Consider the following 16849-nt stretch of genomic DNA (forward strand, 5'->3'; position numbering starts at 1 on the left):
ACCGATGACCAGCCCGGCCCTGTCCGACGTCCTGACGCGCGAGCACCGCGAAATCGACGCCGCGATAGAGACTTTCATCGAAAAGCTCGACCGCGGCAGCCTGCAGCCCGAACTGCTCACCGGGGCATTGGAAGCGCTGCGCCGGCACATCTACGCCGAGGAGATCTTCCTTTTCCCGCCGATCCGGGAGGCCGGGGTGGTGATGCCGGTCTTCGTGATGCTGCGCGAACACGGTGAGCTGTGGCGCACGATGGACGCCTTGGCGGATCTACTCGCCGAAGGGAGCGACAGCGCGCGGTTGACCGAGACCTGCGCGCAGCTGCTGGATCAACTTCATCAGCACAACTCCAAGGAGGAGCCGGTCATCTATCCGAACGCGGACACCGGCCTGCCACCCCACACGAGTGCGGAACTGACGCGGTTCCTGGAATCCGGGCGCACTCCAGACGGGTGGGTGTGCCAGCAGGCGGGTGCATGATCGAAGGAGGAATCTCATGCGCGTCGTAGTGGACCGTGATCGCTGTGAGGGCAACGCCTTTTGCACGAATCTCGCGCCCGAGGTGTTCCAGCTCGACGACGACGAGTACGCCGTCGTCATCGCGGACCCCGTTCCGGTCGAGCAGGAGGAGCTCGTCGAGAAGGCCATCGCCGCGTGCCCGCGCGCGGCGCTGTCCCGCAAGGACTGACGGCGCGGGGCCTACCTCTTGGTAAGCCGTAGCCGCCACGCCTCCGGACCACGCTGCTCGTACTCGATTCCGAGGCGCCCCGAAGCGCGGTAGTCGAGCTGGCGCAGCAGGGGGATCGGGTCGTGGGGCGCCACCAGGACCAACGTGCCGCCATCCGGCACGGCGTCGAACGCGCCGAAGACGGTCGCGTGCCGAATCGAGTGCGGCACCTCACGTACGTCGAGCACGGGATCGTCGGCATCGGATTCGCCACAGCCGCAGGCGTGTGACGGCTCGGCGCCGTCGGCCGGGTGGGCATCGCCGAGGAGCTCGTGCATGCCGTGGGTGACCTCGACGAGGGAGACATCCGGATCGGCGGCGACGATCGGCAGGATGCGCTCGTTCTCGTCGGCCAGGTGTGCGTCGAACAGCACCCGCAGGGCTCGGCCGGACCCCGCCGCGCGCACCGGCGGTTCCGTACGGATGCTGTCGACGAGGGAGCCGATGACGCGGTGCGCCGCGATCATCGATTCGACCAGGGGACGGGCGCGCTCGGTGCGGGTGGCGGCCGGGTACAGCCGCTCCTCTTCGGCGGTGGCGTGCGGCAGCAGCTCACCGTTCAGGAAGACCAGGGCCGCGGCGCGTGCCGGCTCGAATTCCGCACCGCGCTCGAGGGCGGCCAGCATCGCGTCGGTGAGCACCGCGAGCTGCCCGGCGAGCTGCGCGTGGTGGTTCGTGATCGCTTCCACCGCCTCGGCGTCGGCGGCCGTGGACGCGACGATCACATCGTTGGCTGGCATGTCAGGTTCCTTCCCTCGAATCCGGAGAATCCGCTCACGCGAATGTGACTCAATGCCCTATGTGCATCGACCAATAATTTACTACAGTATATTCCGTGAAAAAAGAGCCGTTGGTCCTGGGTCCCGAACCGACGCCGGTCCTGCAGGCCCCGGTGGCGCTGTCCGGGCAGCGGCTGCGGGTGCTCGAGTACGTCCGCGCGCACTCCCCCGTCCGGGTCGCCGACACGGCCGTCGCTCTGGACTTGCACCCCAACACCGTTCGCGAGCACCTCGACGCGATAGTCGGGTTCGGACTCGTCGAGCGGGCGAGCGCGACCGCGGTGGGACGCGGGCGCCCGGCCGTGGTGTATCGGGCGTCGGCCGCCGACCCCACCGTGGCGGTCCGCGACTACGCGGGCCTGGCGACCGCGCTGGCCGGGCATCTGGCGCGCAGCAGCGCCCAACCGGAGCGCGACGCGCGGGCCGCCGGCGTCGAGTGGGGGCGCGAACTCATCGACGAGTCGAGCGAAGCCGGCGACGATGCGCGGCAGTCCATCCTTACGGCGCTGGACCGTCTCGGCTTCGCGCCAGACGCCGACGCCGACGACCCGCGCGGCATCGCGTTGCGCCGCTGTCCTCTGCTCGACGCGGCCCGCCGCTACCCCGCCGTCGTCTGCCAGGTGCATCTCGGCATCGTCGAGGGGATGCTCGAGCGCCTCGGCGTCCAGCGGCGAGCGGGTCTCGATCTCATCCCGTTCGCCGAACCCGGCGCCTGCCGGCTGTTCCTGCCCGATCCCGTGGTGCGGCATGAGGACTGACCACCGAATCCCATCCCGCGCACTGCTTTTGGTACCCGGCGGATTCGCGTTGCTGGCCGGGCTCGATGCCGCGCTGATGCTGCTCGGCCTGCCCGCGCCGGTCGAGACGACCCGGCTGTCCGAGGTGCACGGCCCGCTGCTGGTGCTCGGCTTCGTCGGCACGGTGATCGCGCTGGAGCGGGCCGTGGCCGCGCAGCGCTGGTGGGGCTACCTCGGCCCGATGTTCCTCGGCGCCGGCGCGATGCTGCTGATCAGCCGGGCGCCCCGAAACCTCGGCGGTGCGTTGCTGCTCGCGGGCTCCGCGGCGCTGGTTGCGGTGTATGTCTCGCTGTGGCGGCGGAGCGCCGACGTGGCGGTGCTGGTTCAGGTTGCCGGCGCGGTGCTGGCGACCGGCGCGGCGCTGCTGTGGCTGGGCGGCGTACCGGTTCCCGACCTACTGCCGTGGCTTTCGGGCTTCCTGATCCTCACGATCGTCGGGGAACGCCTCGAGCTCGCGCGCGTCGCGATGCTCGGCACCCGAGCCGAGTCGCTTCTCACCCTCGCCGCCGGGGCGATGGTCGCTGCCACCGTCGCCGCATTGTTGTGGCCGGCGCCCGGCTATCCGTTGCTCGGCGCAACGCTGTTGGCCGCGGTGATGTGGCTGGGCCGGTTCGACGTCGCCCGCCACACCGTGCGCTCGACCGGCCTGACCCGCTACATGGCGGTGTGCCTGCTCGCCGGTTACGTGTGGTTGTTGGTGCCGGCGTCGGCCTGGCTGCTGGCCGGTCAGGTCGCCCCCGAGGATTCCGCACGCGGCTACGACGCGGTGGTGCATGCGGTGATGCTGGGGTTCGTGCTGTCGATGATCATGGCGCACGCGCCGGTGATCCTGCCGGCCGTGTTGCGCCGCCCGCTGCCCTACACCCGCTTGATGTATGGTCCGGTGGCCCTGTTGCATATGTCGTTGCTGCTGCGGCTGGCCGTCGGTGACGCCCGCGACGTCCAATGGGCCGTGCAGGTGGGTGGCGTGTTGAACATCGTTGCCGTGCTTGGCTTTATCGTCGTGGCCGTCTGCTCGGCGTCCCGTGCCGCCACTCGGGTGGCGGCATGAACCGGTCGGGATGGCACGTGCGCGCCGGGGCGGTGGTGTTCGCCTGGCTTGCGGCCCTCGTCGCGGTAGCGGTCGGCCATCGGTTTCTTCCGATGTCGGGCTGGCTGCTGATCCACCTGCTTGCGCTGGGCGCCGCCGGCAACGCGATCCTGATCTGGAGCCGGCATTTCACCGACGCGTTGCTGCGCCGGGCGCCGGATCCGACGCGGACCGCGGAAGCGTTGGTGATCGCGGCGTTCAACGCCGGTGCCGTCACGGCGGTCGCGGGCATGCTGGGCCGGTGGTGGCCGATCGTGCTGGTCGGCGGCGCCGTGGTCGGCGTCGTCGCCCTCGCGCACGGGGCCATCCTGCTTCGGCAGTTGCGCACCGCACTGCCGTCGCGCTTCGGCGTCACCGTGCGCTACTACGTCGCCGCGACGGCATTCCTGGCCATCGGTGCGGGATTCGGTGTGGCGATGGCGCATTCGGCGCTGCCCGGCCGCCTCCACGAGCGGTTCGTCATCGCCCATACGGTGGTGAACCTGTTCGGCTGGGTGGGGCTCACGGTGCTGGGCACGCTGGTCACGCTGTGGCCGACGATGCTGCGCACCCGGATGGCCGCCGGGGTCGAGGCGGCCGCCGGCCGCGGGTTGCCCGCGCTGCTGGCCGCCCTCGCCGTGGCCGCCGGCGGTGCGCTGACGGGATCACCGCCGATCACCGCGGCGGGCGCCCTCGGCTACCTCGGCGCCGCCGGGTTGGTGCTCTGGCCGCACCTCGACGAGATCCGCCGCAAGCGGCCCGGCGACTTCGCGACCCTGTCCGTGCTGGCGGGCGTGGCGTGGCTGATCGGATCGCTGGCGTTCGCCGCCGTCGCGCCGGCGACTGCGCCGACCTGGCCGGACGCCGTCGCGGCGGCCGGCTATCTCACCGCGCCGGTGCTGGCCGGCTTCCTGGTGCAGGTGCTGCTCGGATCGCTGACCTACCTGACCCCCGTCGTGATGGGCGGCCGGGCCGCCACGATGGCCGCCGCGGTCGAGCTCGAGCGGGGCGCTCCGTGGCGGCTGGCCGTCGCCAATGCCGGGCTGTTGCTCTGTGTGCTCCCGACGCCGAGCCTGGTCCGGGTCGCCGCGTCGATGCTGGTGCTGGTTTCCTACGCGGCCTTCCTGCCACTGCTGGTACGGGCGGTGTGGCGGGCACACCGGAATCGGGACACCGCATCGGTTGCGGGCCAACCCCAGGCGGCCCCGCCGGGTCGACGGCTCGGCGCCGCCGCCGCGGGGTTCGCGGTCGTCGTGCTGGCCGCCGCGGCCGGAGTGGCCGCCGATCCCGCGTCGGTCGGCATCGGGACGTCCCCTCGGCTCGCCGTCACCGCCACCGGGCACACCACGACCGCCTCGGTCCGGGTCGAGGGCATGCGCTTCGTGCCCGACACGGTGGAGGTCGCCGCCGGAGACCGGCTGCTGATCACCCTCGCCAACACCGGCACCGACCAACACGACCTGGTGCTGTCCAACGGCACCCGCACCGGACGCCTCGCCCCCGGCGAGACGTCCGTCCTCGACGCGGGGGTGATCGGCTCCAGCCTCGACGGCTGGTGCGCGGTCGCCGGCCATCGGCAGATGGGCATGACGTTTACCGTCCGGGTGACCGGCACGCCCCCTCCCGCAACGGATTCCAAGCACGGCGGCCACCACGACCCGGCGGGCGGTGTTGTGATCCCTCCCGCCGCCATCGCGCGCAGCCTCGGCGCGAATCCCGGCCCGGGCTTCGCCCCGCGCGACGCCACGGCGCCACCGGCCACGGCCGATCACCGCATCACGCTGCCGGTGACCGAGATCGAGCGGGAGGTCTCCCCCGGAATCAGCCAGCGGCTGTGGACATTTGGCGGTACCGCTCCCGGCCCCACCTTGCGCGGCAAGATCGGCGACGTCTTTGAGATCACGCTCGTCAACGACGGCACCACCGGGCATTCGATCGACTTCCACGCGGGAGCGCTGGCCCCCGACGAACCGATGCGGACCATCCAGCCCGGCGAGCGTCTGGTGTACCGGTTCACCGCGACGCGGGCGGGCATCTGGCTGTACCACTGTTCGACGATGCCGATGTCGCTGCACATCGCCAACGGCATGTTCGGGGCGGTGATCATCGACCCACCGGGCCTGCCGCGCGTCGACCGCGAATACGTGGTCGTGCAGTCGGAGATGTACCTCGGCGCCCCCGGAGGCGAGGCCGACGCGGACAAGGTCGCGGCGGACAGGCCAGACCTGGTGGTGTTCAACGGCTACGCCCGCCAATACGACCATGCGCCACTGACGGCCCGGGTGGGCGAGCGGGTGCGCATCTGGGTGCTCGCCGCCGGACCGAACCGCGGCACCTCCTTCCACGTCGTCGGGGGCCAGTTCGACACCGTGTGGTCCGAGGGCGACTACCGGCTGCGCATGGGCGCGGGCGGCGCGCAGACGCTCGGCTTGTTCGCGGCCCAAGGGGGATTCGTCGAATTGGCCTTCGGTCAGCCCGGCCGGTACCCGTTCGTGTCACACGCGATGGTCGACGCCGAACGCGGCGCCCACGGCATCATCGAGGTGGCCGGTCGATAACGGCAACGCCTCAGCTAACGCTTTTGGCTACGGTGAGCAGGATTACGGAATCTTCGACGGCCTGTACACCATGCCGGCTCGGCGGGATCACCAGGTGATCACCCGGCGCGCCATCCCAGCTTGTCTCGGGCGCTGTCAGCCGGATTCGCCCCTGCAATACCTGCAGGGTGGCCTCGCCGGGGCTGTCATGGTCATGGAGCGCCACTCCAGCGGTCAAGGCGACCATGGTTTGCCGCAGGGTGTGTTGGTGACCCCCGTATACGGTGTGTGCGCTGCGGCCGCTGGCCGCTCGGTGCGCTGCCGCCAACTGCTCCCGCGCCAGTGCTGTGAGCGAGATCTTCTCCATCGACAGGCTCCTGGCTAGTTGTTGACGACGAGAGACAGCCCCCGCCGGCCACGAATTCGCTTGCGTTGCTTGCTGATCGCCACCAGGCGGGCCACCGCGGTCTCGATCCCGCGGGCCAGTGCCTCGATGTCGGCCACGGCGTCGTAGTCGGCCAGGACGCCGAAGAACATATCCTCGGCGTAGCTCAGCATGGCCACCCCGGTGCGCAACTGCATCGCGATCGGCGGGACCGGGAACACGCTCAGCACCCGTTGGCCCATGAGCTGCAGCGGCTGACGGGGGCCAGGAACGTTGGTCGCCAGGGTGGTGACGCCGCGCTGCGGGAACCGTGTCAGCAGGCGGACCGCCCAGGCGGTCAGCGGGAATGGGACGAGGTTGGCCAGCGACACGAATGCGTGTCCGGCCTGGCGCTGGCGGTGTGACTTGGTGCGGTCCAAGCGAGAATGGACGGCCCGCAGCCGCTCGATCGGGTGCTCTTCGTCGACCGGTAGGTACGGCAGCATCACCGAGACGCGGTTGTCCGTCTTGTCCATCGCGTCGGGCGATCGCATCGACACCGGCACCAGCGCGCGCAGCGCATCCGGAAGGGGCGCTTCGCCGCGCTGGACGAGGATGTTGCGGTAGCTCTCGGTGATGGCGGCCAGCGCAACGTCATTGATGGTGACGTCGAAGGTCTGGCACACGTGCGCGATGTCGGCGAGCGGGACCCGGGCGACGCTGTAGCGCCGCAAGGTGGTGATCGGCCCGTTCAGCGATGTGGTGGTGGGGCGCAGCAGGCCGGCGGCAATTTCCGCGGCACCCAGCGCCGTCCGGGCGGCGGTGGCGGTGACGGCGGTCGACAAGTTCCACAGGCCGCCCAGCACGTTCAAGGGATTGACACCCAAGATGCTCGGTGAGATTCCTCGCGCTTTGGGCTCTTTGGCGGCGCGGATGCGGTGTGCGAAGCTCTCGCCGATGCCGTCATCGCACAGGCCGGCAAGCATGTGGGTGGCGGCGATCCCGTCGGCCATGCAGTGGTGGATCTTGGTGAGCATGGCCCACCGGTTGTCGCTGAGGCCTTCGATGAGCCAGATTTCCCACAGGGGCCGATCCCGGTCGAGCCGACGGGAGATCACGTCGGCGGCCAACTGAAACAGCTCCCGGTCGCCGCCGGGGCGTGGCAGGGCGATGTGGCGCACGTGCCGGGCGAGATCGAAGCTCGGATCGTCCACCCATTCGGGCGCACCGAGGTCGAACGGGCGCGTACGCAGGCGCTGGGCGAATCGCGGGCACGCGCGGATCCGCTCGGCGAGCGTTTCCATCAGCGCATCGCGGTCCGGGATCGGTCCCTCGATGACGGCCAGCCCGCCGATCGCCAGGCTCACGTGGCGGTCGGCGTCTTCGGCCTTGAGGAAGCCCGCGTCAAGGGTTGTCAGTTGGTCCACGACCGCCACCTCCGCCTTTATCTGCAACTAGTGGTAACACCATTGTGCGCCGGGCCGCGGTCGCTACGGCAGGGCCAAAAGTCCTTGGGCGCCGGGAAATCCACGGCTCTTCGCGGTCATTCCGGTCATCGGCCCCAAGCTTTCCAACGGTTGCCCATTGCCCATTTAACGGATATTATTCATCTAAATTATCTTTGCCGCAAGAGGCGATCAGAAGAGAACGACCGGAGGTGGTCGCCGTGACCACGCTGACAAACCCACATCGGCTTTTCCCCGACGCACACGTCGTCGATTCGGTCCTGACGCTGGCCACCCGGGCGCCGTCCATCGACAACACGCAGCCGTGGCGGTGGCGGGTGGGCCGGGCGAGCCTCCAGCTCTACGCCGACTCCCGCATGCGGTTGCCCAACACCGACCCGGATGGACGGGACCTGATCCTGAGTTGCGGTGCCGCGCTTGACCATTGCGTCACCGCTCTGGCCGCCGAGGGCTGGGGCGCCGACGTGCATCGCCTACCCGACCCGGACGACCCCAGCCACCTCGCCACCATCGAGGTCCACCCGCACACCCCCGATCGCGCGGAGCTCGCCCGGGCGGCGGCAATCCCGCGGCGCCGCACCGATCGGCGGATTTACAGCCCTCGGCCCGTCCCGGCGGCGGATGTCGCCTCGCTCGCCGCTCTCGCGGGCCGGATGGGGGTGGCGGCCCGCCAGGTCGACGCCCGCGGAGAGCTGCGCGAGATAGTCAGGCGGGCCGCGCGGGCTCACGCGACCGACCACGACTACCTCGTCGAGCTCACCCGGTGGAGCGGGCGATTCGCATCCAGGGCCGGTGTGCCGGCCCGCAACATCCCCGAGCACGACTGCGCCGCACCGATACCCTTGCGCATCTTCGCGGGGGCGGGCCTGGCGCAACCGCCCGGCGCCTCGCCCGCCGACGACAACGCCGTCGTGCTGGTGCTCGGCACCGAGACCGACGACCGGCTGGCGTGGCTGCGCGCCGGCGAGGCAACCAGCGCGCTGCTGCTGACCGCGACGGCGATGGGACTGGCCACGTGCCCGATCACCGAGCCGTTGGAGATAACGCAAACCCGCGACGCCATTCGCTTCGAAGTGTTGGGCGCCGAGCGGTACCCGCAGATGCTGCTGCGGGTGGGCTGGGCGGCGGACAGCGCGGAACCGCTGCCGGCGACGCCGCGCCGCGACCTCTCCCGCGTAGTGGAGTGGTTCTGAACGCTATATTGACGGATGGTCGAAACTGAGCAGCACATGGCGATCGATCCCGCCGAGGTTCGGGGTCTGCTCGACCGACAGGCGATCACAGAGCAGATCCACCGCTACTGCCGCGCGGTGGATCGGCTGGATATTCCGTTGGGGCACTCGGTATTTCACGAGGATGCGACCGCTGACTACGGCGAATCACTCTACCGTGGCGACGGGCGCGGCGTGATCGATTTCATCTGTGCCTCGCATCTGCTGGCGCTCAACCATTCGCATCAAGTGTGCAACATCCTCGTCGTCTTGGACGACGACCGCGGGCAGTGAAACGTATTTCCACTCCGCGACGCGGTTGATGCAGGACGACAAGCTCATGCAGATCCGGGTCTGGGGCCGGTACCTCGACGAGTGGTCGCGACGGGAAGGTCAGTGGCGCATCGACAAACGCCTGGCGTTGTTCGACTTCGACGAGGTCCGCGAAGTCACCGAGATGGTCCGGCGCGACGCCAGGCGGGACCGCACCGATCCCTCTTATGCCGTGCTGAAAGGCCTGTGAGAGTGGGTTGAAACGGGGCCTATTCTGATGCCCGTATCGGCACGTTGGCGTAACCGTTGACGTTCGTCATGGACACGCACATCATCTGCTACACATCGGACGGCCGGAAGGCGATCGGCCCGAGCAGCCCCCCTACCGGCACCGGTGGAGCGCCTACGCGTTCACAACCCGCCTGTGAAGAACACCTAGGAGCGCAGTCAACGCAATTCCGAGAGGCCATTGACTCAGGCCGGTGAACCACAAAGACCGATTTGATATCGACTGCTGCCCGCTACTTCTGTTCATCAAAGTCACCTACTTAGCATCACGCGATGCAGGATTTGTCGGTAGATGTGTGCCTCCAGCGATCACGCGCTATTCCTCGGCGCGACGTGTTGCGCTACGCCATCGCTGTGTCCGCACTACCGGGGTTGTATGCGGGACTGGCGAGTGTCGCCGTCCCCCCGGCGGCTGCCATCCCTTCCACGGCTGCCGCCACCCCTAAACTGATCGACTTTGCCATGCGCCAAATCCCAGCGGAGCGCATTCGGGCTGCCGGCTACTCCGGTGTCATCAACTACGTGTCGCTGTCGCGTCCCGGCTCATCCATGGGCGCCAAGCCGATCACCCGGCCTTACGCCGAGCAGCTGACCGCTGCCGGGCTGATGATCGTCAGCAACTACCAATACGGCAAGCCAGGCGGGACGGCACCATCGGACTTCAGGCGCGGGTTCGCGGGCGGCGTCGCCGATGCTCGCACCGCCTGGAAGCTGCATACCGCGGCGGGTGGCGGTCAGAGCGCCCCGATCTTCTTCAGCATCGACGAGGACATAAGCCACGACACCTGGAACAATTTGGCACTCAAGTGGTTTCGCGGAATCAATTCGGTACTCGGAGTGCAGCGCACCGGCGTCTACGGCGGTATCGATGTGTGCCGATGGGCCGCCGCCGACGGCGTCATCGGCAGTTCGCGCACTCCTGGCCACCGGTGGGCGTGGCAGACCCGGTCCTGGTCCCGCGGACAGATCGAGCCCGCCGCCGTTCTCTACCAACGCGTGGTGAGTACCGCGTCGAATCCCGGCCCGGTAGTCGGGGGACTCGAAGTCGACGTCAACGACGTCCTTGCCCAGGATTGCGGTCAGTGGAACCTACATCCCTGAGCACTGGTGCCATCGGGCCAGGCGGCCAGAGCGCGGCCGGGTCCAGCAGGAACGGGGTGGAGCTAAGGGGACTCGAACCCCTGACCCCCACACTGCCAGTGTGGTGCGCTACCAGCTGCGCCATAGCCCCAAGAAGTTGCCCATCGAAGCTACACCACCGGCAGCCGGCCTTCAAAGTTGCTGGTCACCGGACAGCTCGACGTCCTCCTGCGGCGGCAAACCCTCGGCCCCCGGCTCGAGTGACACCCGCGTTTCCGGTGCCCGCGCCCAGCCGGCGGCCGCGACCAGCAGCACCACCCCACTGACGACGAAACCCAGCCCGAAGGTCAGGTGTCCGGCGATCTGCCCCACCGCCACCGAACCCACGATCGCGCCGACATCCGACATCATCTGCACGGCCGCCACTGGGCTGCCCGCTCGCGCCTCGCTGCCGAGGATGTCGGCGGCGGCGGCCTGCAGCGGTGACATGAAGATGCCCGCCGTCGCCCCCGTCACGCACGCCACCACCAGGAACACCGGCAACGACGACACGGCGCCCAGCCAGATGGTCGCCATCCCAGACGTCGCCTGACCCACCATCAGCAACCTGCGCCGGCCGACGCGGTCGGACACGTACCCGCTGGGGATGACGGCCAAGGCATTGCCCGCCGCGAACGTTGCCAGTATCAGGCCGGTGATCCCGACGCCGCGGCCCATGACGTCGGAGACGAACAACGGCACCAGGGAGATGCGCAGGCCGAACACCGACCAGCCGGTGGCGAAATTGGACAGCAGCGCCGACCGATATGCACGGTGTCGCAGCGCTTCTCGCATCGTCACCGCGGTCCGCGTCACGTGGCCGGGTGCGGTCAGCTCCGAGTCCCGCAAGCTGTAGTACAGCACCACCACCATGCCCAGCAGCACGACCCCGTAGACGATGAACGGAGCGCCCAGCCCCCACCCCGCGGTCAGGCTGCCGACGACCGGCCCCCCGATCGCGCCCAACAGGAACGAGGTGGTGAACAGGCCCGCGACCTCGCCGCGCGCGTCGGGAGGGCTGATGCGGATCATCAGCCCGAACGCCGAGACGAAGAACATGGTCGAGCCCACGCCGTTGAGGGCGCGGAAAACCAGCAACTGCCAATACGAGTGGGCGAACGCGCATGCCGCGGTGGACAGCGCCACCACCAGCAAGCCGTAAAGGTACGTCGGGCGTTCGCCGAACCTCCGCACCAACTGCCCGCTCGCCGGGGCAAAGCACAGCCGGGCCAACGAGAAGATGGTGATGACGAACGTCGCCGCGCCGATGCTCACACCGAACGTCCGCGCGAACGACGGCAACACGGGCGACACCACGCCATAGCCCAGCGCGATCAGGACGTTGGCGGAACTGAGGATCCAGACTTCGCGTGGCACATGCCGCCAGCCCCCCGAGCGGCCAGGTCGGAGGGAGAGGGTCACGCGATGACTTTATTCACCACCTCGCGGGCGGTTTCCTGGACCTCCGCCAAGTGCTCGGGACCGCGGAAGGATTCGGCGTAGATCTTGTAGACGTCCTCGGTGCCCGACGGCCGCGCGGCGAACCACGCGTTGGCGGTCGTCACCTTCAGCCCACCCAGGGGCGCGCCGTTGCCGGGCGCGGCGGTCAGCTTCGCGGTGATGGGCTCCCCCGCCAGCTCGGTGGCGGCCACCTTGTCGGGCGACAGCTTGGACAGCCGGGCCTTCTGCTCCCGGTCGGCGGGCGCGTCGACGCGCGCGTAGGACGGGGTGCCGTATTCGTCGGCCAGCTCCCGGTACCGTTGCGAGGGGGTCGAACCGGTGACGGCCAAGATCTCAGAAGCCAACAGCGCCAAGATGATTCCGTCCTTGTCGGTCGTCCAGACCGACCCGTCACGCCGCAGGAACGACGCCCCCGCCGACTCCTCGCCGCCGAAGCCGATGCTGCCAGCCAGCAGGCCGTCGACGAACCACTTGAAGCCGACCGGCACCTCCACGAGCGTGCGGCCGATGCCGGCGACCACCCGGTCGATGATCGACGAGCTCACCGCCGTCTTGCCCACGGCCATGCCGGCGGGCCACGACGGCCGATGGGTGTAGAGGTAGTCGATCGCCACCGCGAGGTAGTGGTTCGGGTTCAGCAGCCCCCCGTCGGGGGTGACGATGCCGTGGCGGTCGGAATCGGCGTCGTTGCCGGTGGCGATCTGGTAGCGGTCCCGATTGCCGATGAGCCCCGCCATGGCGTCCGGCGAGCTGCAGTCCATCCGGATCTTGCCGTCGTGGTCGAGCGTCATGAACCGCCACGTCGCGTCGACCAGCGGATTGACCACGGTCAGGTCCAGACCGTGCCGATCCGCGATCTCGCCCCAGTAGTCGACGCTGGCGCCGCCGAGCGGGTCGGCGCCGATGCGCACCCCGGCCCCGCGGATCGCGCCGACGTCGACCACGCTCGGCAGGTCGTCGACGTAGGCGCCCAGGTAGTCGTAGCGCTGAGCGGCGGCCAGCGCGCGGGCCAGCGGCACCCGCTTCACACCCGCTCCGTCGCGCAGAATCTCGTTGGCGCGCTTGGCGATCGCGTTGGTCGCGCCGGTGTCCGCGGGGCCGCCGTTGGGCGGGTTGTACTTGAAGCCGCCATCGGGCGGCGGGTTGTGCGAGGGGGTGACGACGATCCCGTCGGCCGGCGCGTCGGTGCGGCCGCGGTTGTAGGTCAGGATCGCGTGGCTGATCGCGGGCGTCGGTGTATAGCGATCGCGCGAGTCGATCATCGCGACCACATCGTTGGCGGCCAGCACCTCCAGCGCCGACACCCAGGCCGGCTCCGAAAGCCCATGCGTGTCACGCCCGATGAACAGCGGCCCGGTGGTGCCCTGGGCGGCGCGGTACTCGACGATCGCCTGGGTGATGGCCAGGATGTGGGCCTCGTTGAACGCCCCGGCCAGGGCCGACCCGCGGTGGCCCGACGTGCCGAACGCGACCTGCTGCGCGACGTCGTCCGGGTCGGGCTCCACCGAGTAATAGGAAGTGACGAGGTGGGGCAGGTCGACAAGGTCTTCGGGCTGGGCCGGCTGACCGGCGCGCGGGTGGGCCATGCTTACCAATTCTGCCGGTGCCCGACACCTACGCTGCTAACCGTGGCCCAACACGACTACCGCGAGCTGGCCGCGGTCTTCGTCGGCGGAGCGCTCGGCGCGCTGGCCCGCGCGGCATTGAGCAGCGCCGCCGTGCACGACCCGGCGAGCTGGCCATGGCCGACGTTCATCGTCAACATCGTCGGCGCGATCCTGGTCGGCTACTTCACCACCCGACTCCTGGAGCGCCTGCCCGTGTCGAGCTATCGCCGCCCCCTGCTCGGCACCGGATTCTGCGGCGGGCTGACCACGTTCTCGGCGATGCAGGTCGAAACCCTGGCCATGATCGACCACGGCCACTGGGTCATGGCCGCGACGTACACCACGAGCAGCATCGCGCTGGGATTGCTGGCGGTCTACCTGACCACCGCGCTGGTACGCCGGGTGAGGGTGCGCCCGTGACGGCGGCCGTGTGGGCCGGCGTCGCGCTCGTCGGCGGCACCGGCTCGGTGCTGCGATTCCTGGTCGATCGCGCGGTGGCCCGCCGGATCGCCCGTGCCTTTCCGTTCGGGACGCTCGCGGTGAACGTCAGCGGCGCCGCGGTGCTGGGTTTCCTCGGCGGGTTGGCGCTGAGCAAGGACGCGGCCCTGCTCGCGGGGACCGGATTCGTCGGCGCCTACACCACCTTCTCCACGTGGATGCTGGAAACCCACCGCCTCGGCGAGGAACGCCAGACGCGCACGGCGCTCGCCAACATCGTCGTCAGCGTCGCGCTGGGCGTCGCCGCCGCGATACTCGGGGAATGGGTTGCGCAGCAGTTCATTTCGCGGTGACCGTGATGCCCACCAGCATCGCGTCCAGGAGCCCGTCGTATCGCGCCCCGGGGTCGGCGGCGCCGTGCTGCGTCAGCGCCTGCAGGAGCAAGGTGCCGATCAGCGCGCCCGCCACCGCATCGAGGTCGGCGTCGGCGCGCAGCTGTCCATCCTCGACCGCCTGACGCAGCCGCGTCGTCAACCCGGCGTGCTGGGGCGCGCTCAGTTGCCGATACAGGGCCGCACCGTCGGCCGGACTCGCCGCCGCGGCGGCGACCAGCGCCCGTATCAGCGCCGCATTCGCCGGCTCGGCCAGAAAATCGGCGTGCTCGTCGAGCCACGAGCGCAGGTCGGCGCGGATGTCCCCGGTTTCGGCGACGGGAAACGATCCCGATCCCCCGTACGCCTCCAGGACCGCCTCGGCGACCAGCGGCGCCTTCGACGGCCACCGCCGATAGAGGGTCTTCTTGCCCACCCCGGCGCGCGCCGCGACGCTTTCCATCGACAGCTCGGCGTAGCTGCCCATCGCCAACAGCTCGCGGGTGGCCACCAGTATCGCCCGGTGCAGTCCGGTGTCGCGGGGCCGGCCACGAGCTAGCGTCACGAGGTATACGATACGTGTCGTTTCTCAATTTTGGCTGTGCGACGAAAGGACCGCCGTGACCGCCCACCCGCTGCCGGTGCCCAAGGCCTGGGAGGACATCACCCCGGAATGGATGTCGGCGGCGCTGGCGGCGCAGCACCCCGGTGCGGTGGTCGACGCGGTGACCGTCGACGCGCGCGACGACGGCACCAATCGCCGCGCCCGCCTCCGCGTGACGTACTCGGCAGGCAGCGGGCCGGCGACGGTGTTCGCCAAGGGCGACGATCCCGCCCATAAAGAGATGATCCGGATGACGAGCGGCATGTTTCACGAGCCGCGCCTGTTCACCTGCGGGGCCCACCTGCCCCTGGAACACCCCCTGGTCCACCTCGCCCTGATCGACGAGGCGGACTACGGCTTCGTGATGATCATGGAGGACCTCACCGCCCGCGGGGCCGATCCGCGGGACGGCACCAGGCCGATGACCGTCGAGGAAGTCGCGACGGGTGTGCGGGGCCTGGGGCGGATGCACGGCAAATATTGGGGTGACAGGGTGCTCCGCGACCCGGCCCTGGGGTGGCTGGAACCGTTCTTGCCGTGGGACGGAATGCAATTCGCGCCGCTGCCCTCCGTGCTGGAACGCCTCGGGGACGACGCTCCCGCCGAAGTGACGTCGTTGACCATCGACAGGATGATCGAGTCCATCTGGAAGCCCTACATCCGAACGCTGACCACGTCACCGCAGACCCTGCTGCACGGCGACCCGCACATCGGCAACACCTACCTGCTGCCCAGCGGCGAGGTCGGCTTCCTCGACTGGCAGGTCGCCCGCCGCGGCAACTGGTCGCTGGATCTGGGCTACTTCCTGCAGGGCGCGCTGACCGTCGAGGATCGCCGCCGCAACGAGCGCGCGCTCCTCGACGAATACCGCGATTCGCTGGGGCTGCCCGCGGACGAGATGCCGAGCGCCGACGAGATCTGGCTGCGCTACCGGGCGTCGGTGGCGCACGGGCTGACGCTGTGGCTGGTCACCGCGAGCGCCGGCGATTGGCAACGGCGCGACGTCGCTCTCGCTCTGGCGCAACGGTATTCGATCGCCTACGGCGACCTCGAGGCGGCGGCCGCGCTGGCCGAGATCGCCGGATAACAGCCCGCCCGGTCAGCCCTCGCGGAGCTTCGGAACGTCGGCGGGGGTGCGGGGCAGCGCATAGAGCGCCATGCGCCGGTTGGACATGTCGTGCTCGCCCAGGTACGCGCAACCGGCGCGCTCACAGAAGCGCCGCGCGGTCTTGTTGCGGTGGTCGGGATCGAACATGATGCGCCGGCACAGTGGATCCTGACCGAGCACGCTGGCGACGAAATGGGGCAGCACGTAGCCGGCGATTCCCCGGTTCACGAATTCCTCGTCGGCGATGGCGGCGTGTATTCCCAAGTCGTAGGGGTCGGCCTCGTACCGGGCGGCGATGGAATCCTTTGCGGCCCGGTACAACTCGATGTACGCGTGGTCCTGGCCGTCCAGGCTGGCGAAAAACGGCCGGGAATAGGCGCCGTCGAGTTGCGCCCGCAAATAGCGGTGCCAGCGCTCGGCGGGCCAGTCGTACTCCCATGCCTCGGCGAGCGCGGGCCGGTTCATCCACTCGGCGATCATTTCCGCGTCGGCGTCCGGGTCGGCGAGCCGGAAAGCGTACGGTTCCGGAACCTCCGCCTGGCCGGGTGGCGGCGGGACGTTGCGGACCTCGTCGCTGAGGTCGGTCAACTCGCGCGCCAAGATCGCTTCGGGTTCGCTCATATCGGATTTTC

Annotated in this window: 17 protein-coding genes, 1 tRNA gene and 1 pseudogene; 11 read left to right on the top strand and 8 right to left on the bottom strand. The window is 69.5% G+C overall.

Annotated elements, in window-relative coordinates:
* Window positions 1-4: 4 nt before the first annotated feature.
* Window positions 5-478, top strand: a complete 474-nt coding sequence (locus BST11_RS05130) for a hemerythrin domain-containing protein (protein ID WP_083136897.1) — start codon at window positions 5-7, stop codon at window positions 476-478.
* A 16-nt stretch (window positions 479-494) separates the two neighbouring features.
* The gene (locus BST11_RS05135) at window positions 495-686 is read left to right on the top strand and encodes a ferredoxin (protein ID WP_067321085.1); all 192 of its coding nucleotides are present in this window, start codon (window positions 495-497) and stop codon (window positions 684-686) included.
* Window positions 687-697: 11 nt separating this feature from the next.
* Here BST11_RS05135 and BST11_RS05140 read toward each other — a convergent pair whose 3' ends face one another.
* Entirely contained in the window at window positions 698-1465 is a 768-nt protein-coding gene (locus BST11_RS05140; RefSeq protein WP_083136898.1) for a DUF2249 domain-containing protein, read from the bottom strand.
* A gap of 95 nt (window positions 1466-1560) precedes the next feature.
* Here BST11_RS05140 and BST11_RS05145 point away from each other — a divergent pair, with 95 nt between their 5' ends.
* From BST11_RS05145 to BST11_RS05155, 3 genes are read left to right on the top strand one after another with little or no spacing between them, the layout of a single operon-like run.
* On the top strand, window positions 1561-2262 hold the full coding sequence (locus BST11_RS05145; protein ID WP_083136899.1) for a helix-turn-helix transcriptional regulator: 702 nt from the start codon (window positions 1561-1563) through the stop codon (window positions 2260-2262).
* On the top strand, window positions 2252-3352 hold the full coding sequence (locus BST11_RS05150; RefSeq protein ID WP_083136900.1) for a hypothetical protein: 1101 nt from the start codon (window positions 2252-2254) through the stop codon (window positions 3350-3352). The genes BST11_RS05145 and BST11_RS05150 overlap by 11 nt, the downstream gene beginning before the upstream one ends.
* Window positions 3349-5928 carry a multicopper oxidase domain-containing protein gene (locus BST11_RS05155; protein ID WP_083136901.1) on the top strand — a complete coding sequence of 860 codons (2580 nt, stop codon included), beginning with the start codon at window positions 3349-3351 and terminating at the stop codon, window positions 5926-5928. Before BST11_RS05150 ends, BST11_RS05155 begins: the two co-directional genes overlap by 4 nt.
* 10 nt (window positions 5929-5938) lie before the next feature.
* Here the strand turns inward: BST11_RS05155 and BST11_RS05160 are convergent, their stop codons facing one another.
* Together BST11_RS05160 and BST11_RS05165 are read right to left on the bottom strand one after the other, a co-directional pair.
* Window positions 5939-6274, bottom strand: coding sequence for a cupin domain-containing protein (locus BST11_RS05160; RefSeq protein WP_067321099.1), 336 nt, complete (start codon window positions 6272-6274; stop codon window positions 5939-5941).
* Window positions 6275-6288: 14 nt separating this feature from the next.
* Window positions 6289-7698 carry a WS/DGAT/MGAT family O-acyltransferase gene (locus tag BST11_RS05165; RefSeq protein ID WP_083137023.1) on the bottom strand — a complete coding sequence of 470 codons (1410 nt, stop codon included), beginning with the start codon at window positions 7696-7698 and terminating at the stop codon, window positions 6289-6291.
* A gap of 239 nt (window positions 7699-7937) precedes the next feature.
* On the opposite strand from BST11_RS05165, the gene BST11_RS05170 reads away from it, so the two are divergent.
* From BST11_RS05170 to BST11_RS05180, 3 genes and pseudogenes are all read left to right on the top strand, one after another.
* Window positions 7938-8930: an Acg family FMN-binding oxidoreductase gene (locus tag BST11_RS05170; protein ID WP_083137024.1), complete on the top strand. Its 993-nt coding sequence runs from the start codon at window positions 7938-7940 to the stop codon at window positions 8928-8930.
* A gap of 36 nt (window positions 8931-8966) precedes the next feature.
* A pseudogene (locus BST11_RS29395) lies at window positions 8967-9471 on the top strand (nuclear transport factor 2 family protein).
* A gap of 311 nt (window positions 9472-9782) precedes the next feature.
* A complete protein-coding gene (locus tag BST11_RS05180; protein ID WP_083136902.1) occupies window positions 9783-10610 on the top strand; it encodes a DUF1906 domain-containing protein in 828 nt (275 codons plus the stop codon).
* A 57-nt stretch (window positions 10611-10667) separates the two neighbouring features.
* On the opposite strand, the gene BST11_RS05185 is transcribed toward BST11_RS05180, so the two are convergent.
* From BST11_RS05185 to pgm, 3 genes are all read right to left on the bottom strand, one after another.
* A tRNA-Ala gene (locus BST11_RS05185) sits at window positions 10668-10740 on the bottom strand.
* 41 nt (window positions 10741-10781) lie between these two features.
* Window positions 10782-12005 carry an MFS transporter gene (locus BST11_RS05190; protein ID WP_342351728.1) on the bottom strand — a complete coding sequence of 408 codons (1224 nt, stop codon included), beginning with the start codon at window positions 12003-12005 and terminating at the stop codon, window positions 10782-10784.
* Window positions 12006-12046: 41 nt separating this feature from the next.
* Window positions 12047-13675, bottom strand: a complete 1629-nt coding sequence (gene pgm, locus BST11_RS05195; protein ID WP_083136903.1) for a phosphoglucomutase (alpha-D-glucose-1,6-bisphosphate-dependent) — start codon at window positions 13673-13675, stop codon at window positions 12047-12049.
* A 42-nt stretch (window positions 13676-13717) separates the two neighbouring features.
* Between pgm and crcB (BST11_RS28120) the strand changes: the two genes are divergently transcribed.
* Entirely contained in the window at window positions 13718-14116 is a 399-nt protein-coding gene (gene crcB / locus BST11_RS28120) for a fluoride efflux transporter CrcB (RefSeq protein WP_083136904.1), read from the top strand.
* On the top strand, window positions 14113-14487 hold the full coding sequence (crcB, locus tag BST11_RS28125) for a fluoride efflux transporter CrcB (protein WP_083136905.1): 375 nt from the start codon (window positions 14113-14115) through the stop codon (window positions 14485-14487). Before crcB (BST11_RS28120) ends, crcB (BST11_RS28125) begins: the two co-directional genes overlap by 4 nt.
* On the opposite strand, the gene BST11_RS05210 is transcribed toward crcB (BST11_RS28125), so the two are convergent.
* Window positions 14474-15070: a TetR/AcrR family transcriptional regulator gene (locus BST11_RS05210; protein ID WP_244897534.1), complete on the bottom strand. Its 597-nt coding sequence runs from the start codon at window positions 15068-15070 to the stop codon at window positions 14474-14476. The genes crcB (BST11_RS28125) and BST11_RS05210 overlap by 14 nt on opposite strands.
* A 112-nt stretch (window positions 15071-15182) precedes the next feature.
* On the opposite strand from BST11_RS05210, the gene BST11_RS05215 reads away from it, so the two are divergent.
* Window positions 15183-16196 (top strand): phosphotransferase, encoded by a 1014-nt coding sequence (locus BST11_RS05215; RefSeq protein WP_276033622.1) that lies wholly within the window; start codon window positions 15183-15185, stop codon window positions 16194-16196.
* A gap of 12 nt (window positions 16197-16208) precedes the next feature.
* Here BST11_RS05215 and BST11_RS05220 read toward each other — a convergent pair whose 3' ends face one another.
* A complete protein-coding gene (locus BST11_RS05220; RefSeq protein WP_083136907.1) occupies window positions 16209-16838 on the bottom strand; it encodes a GNAT family N-acetyltransferase in 630 nt (209 codons plus the stop codon).
* Window positions 16839-16849 lie beyond the last annotated feature (11 nt).

It is taken from the genome of Mycobacterium alsense, assembly GCF_002086635.1.
GTDB classification, from domain to species: Bacteria; Actinomycetota; Actinomycetes; order Mycobacteriales; family Mycobacteriaceae; genus Mycobacterium; species Mycobacterium alsense.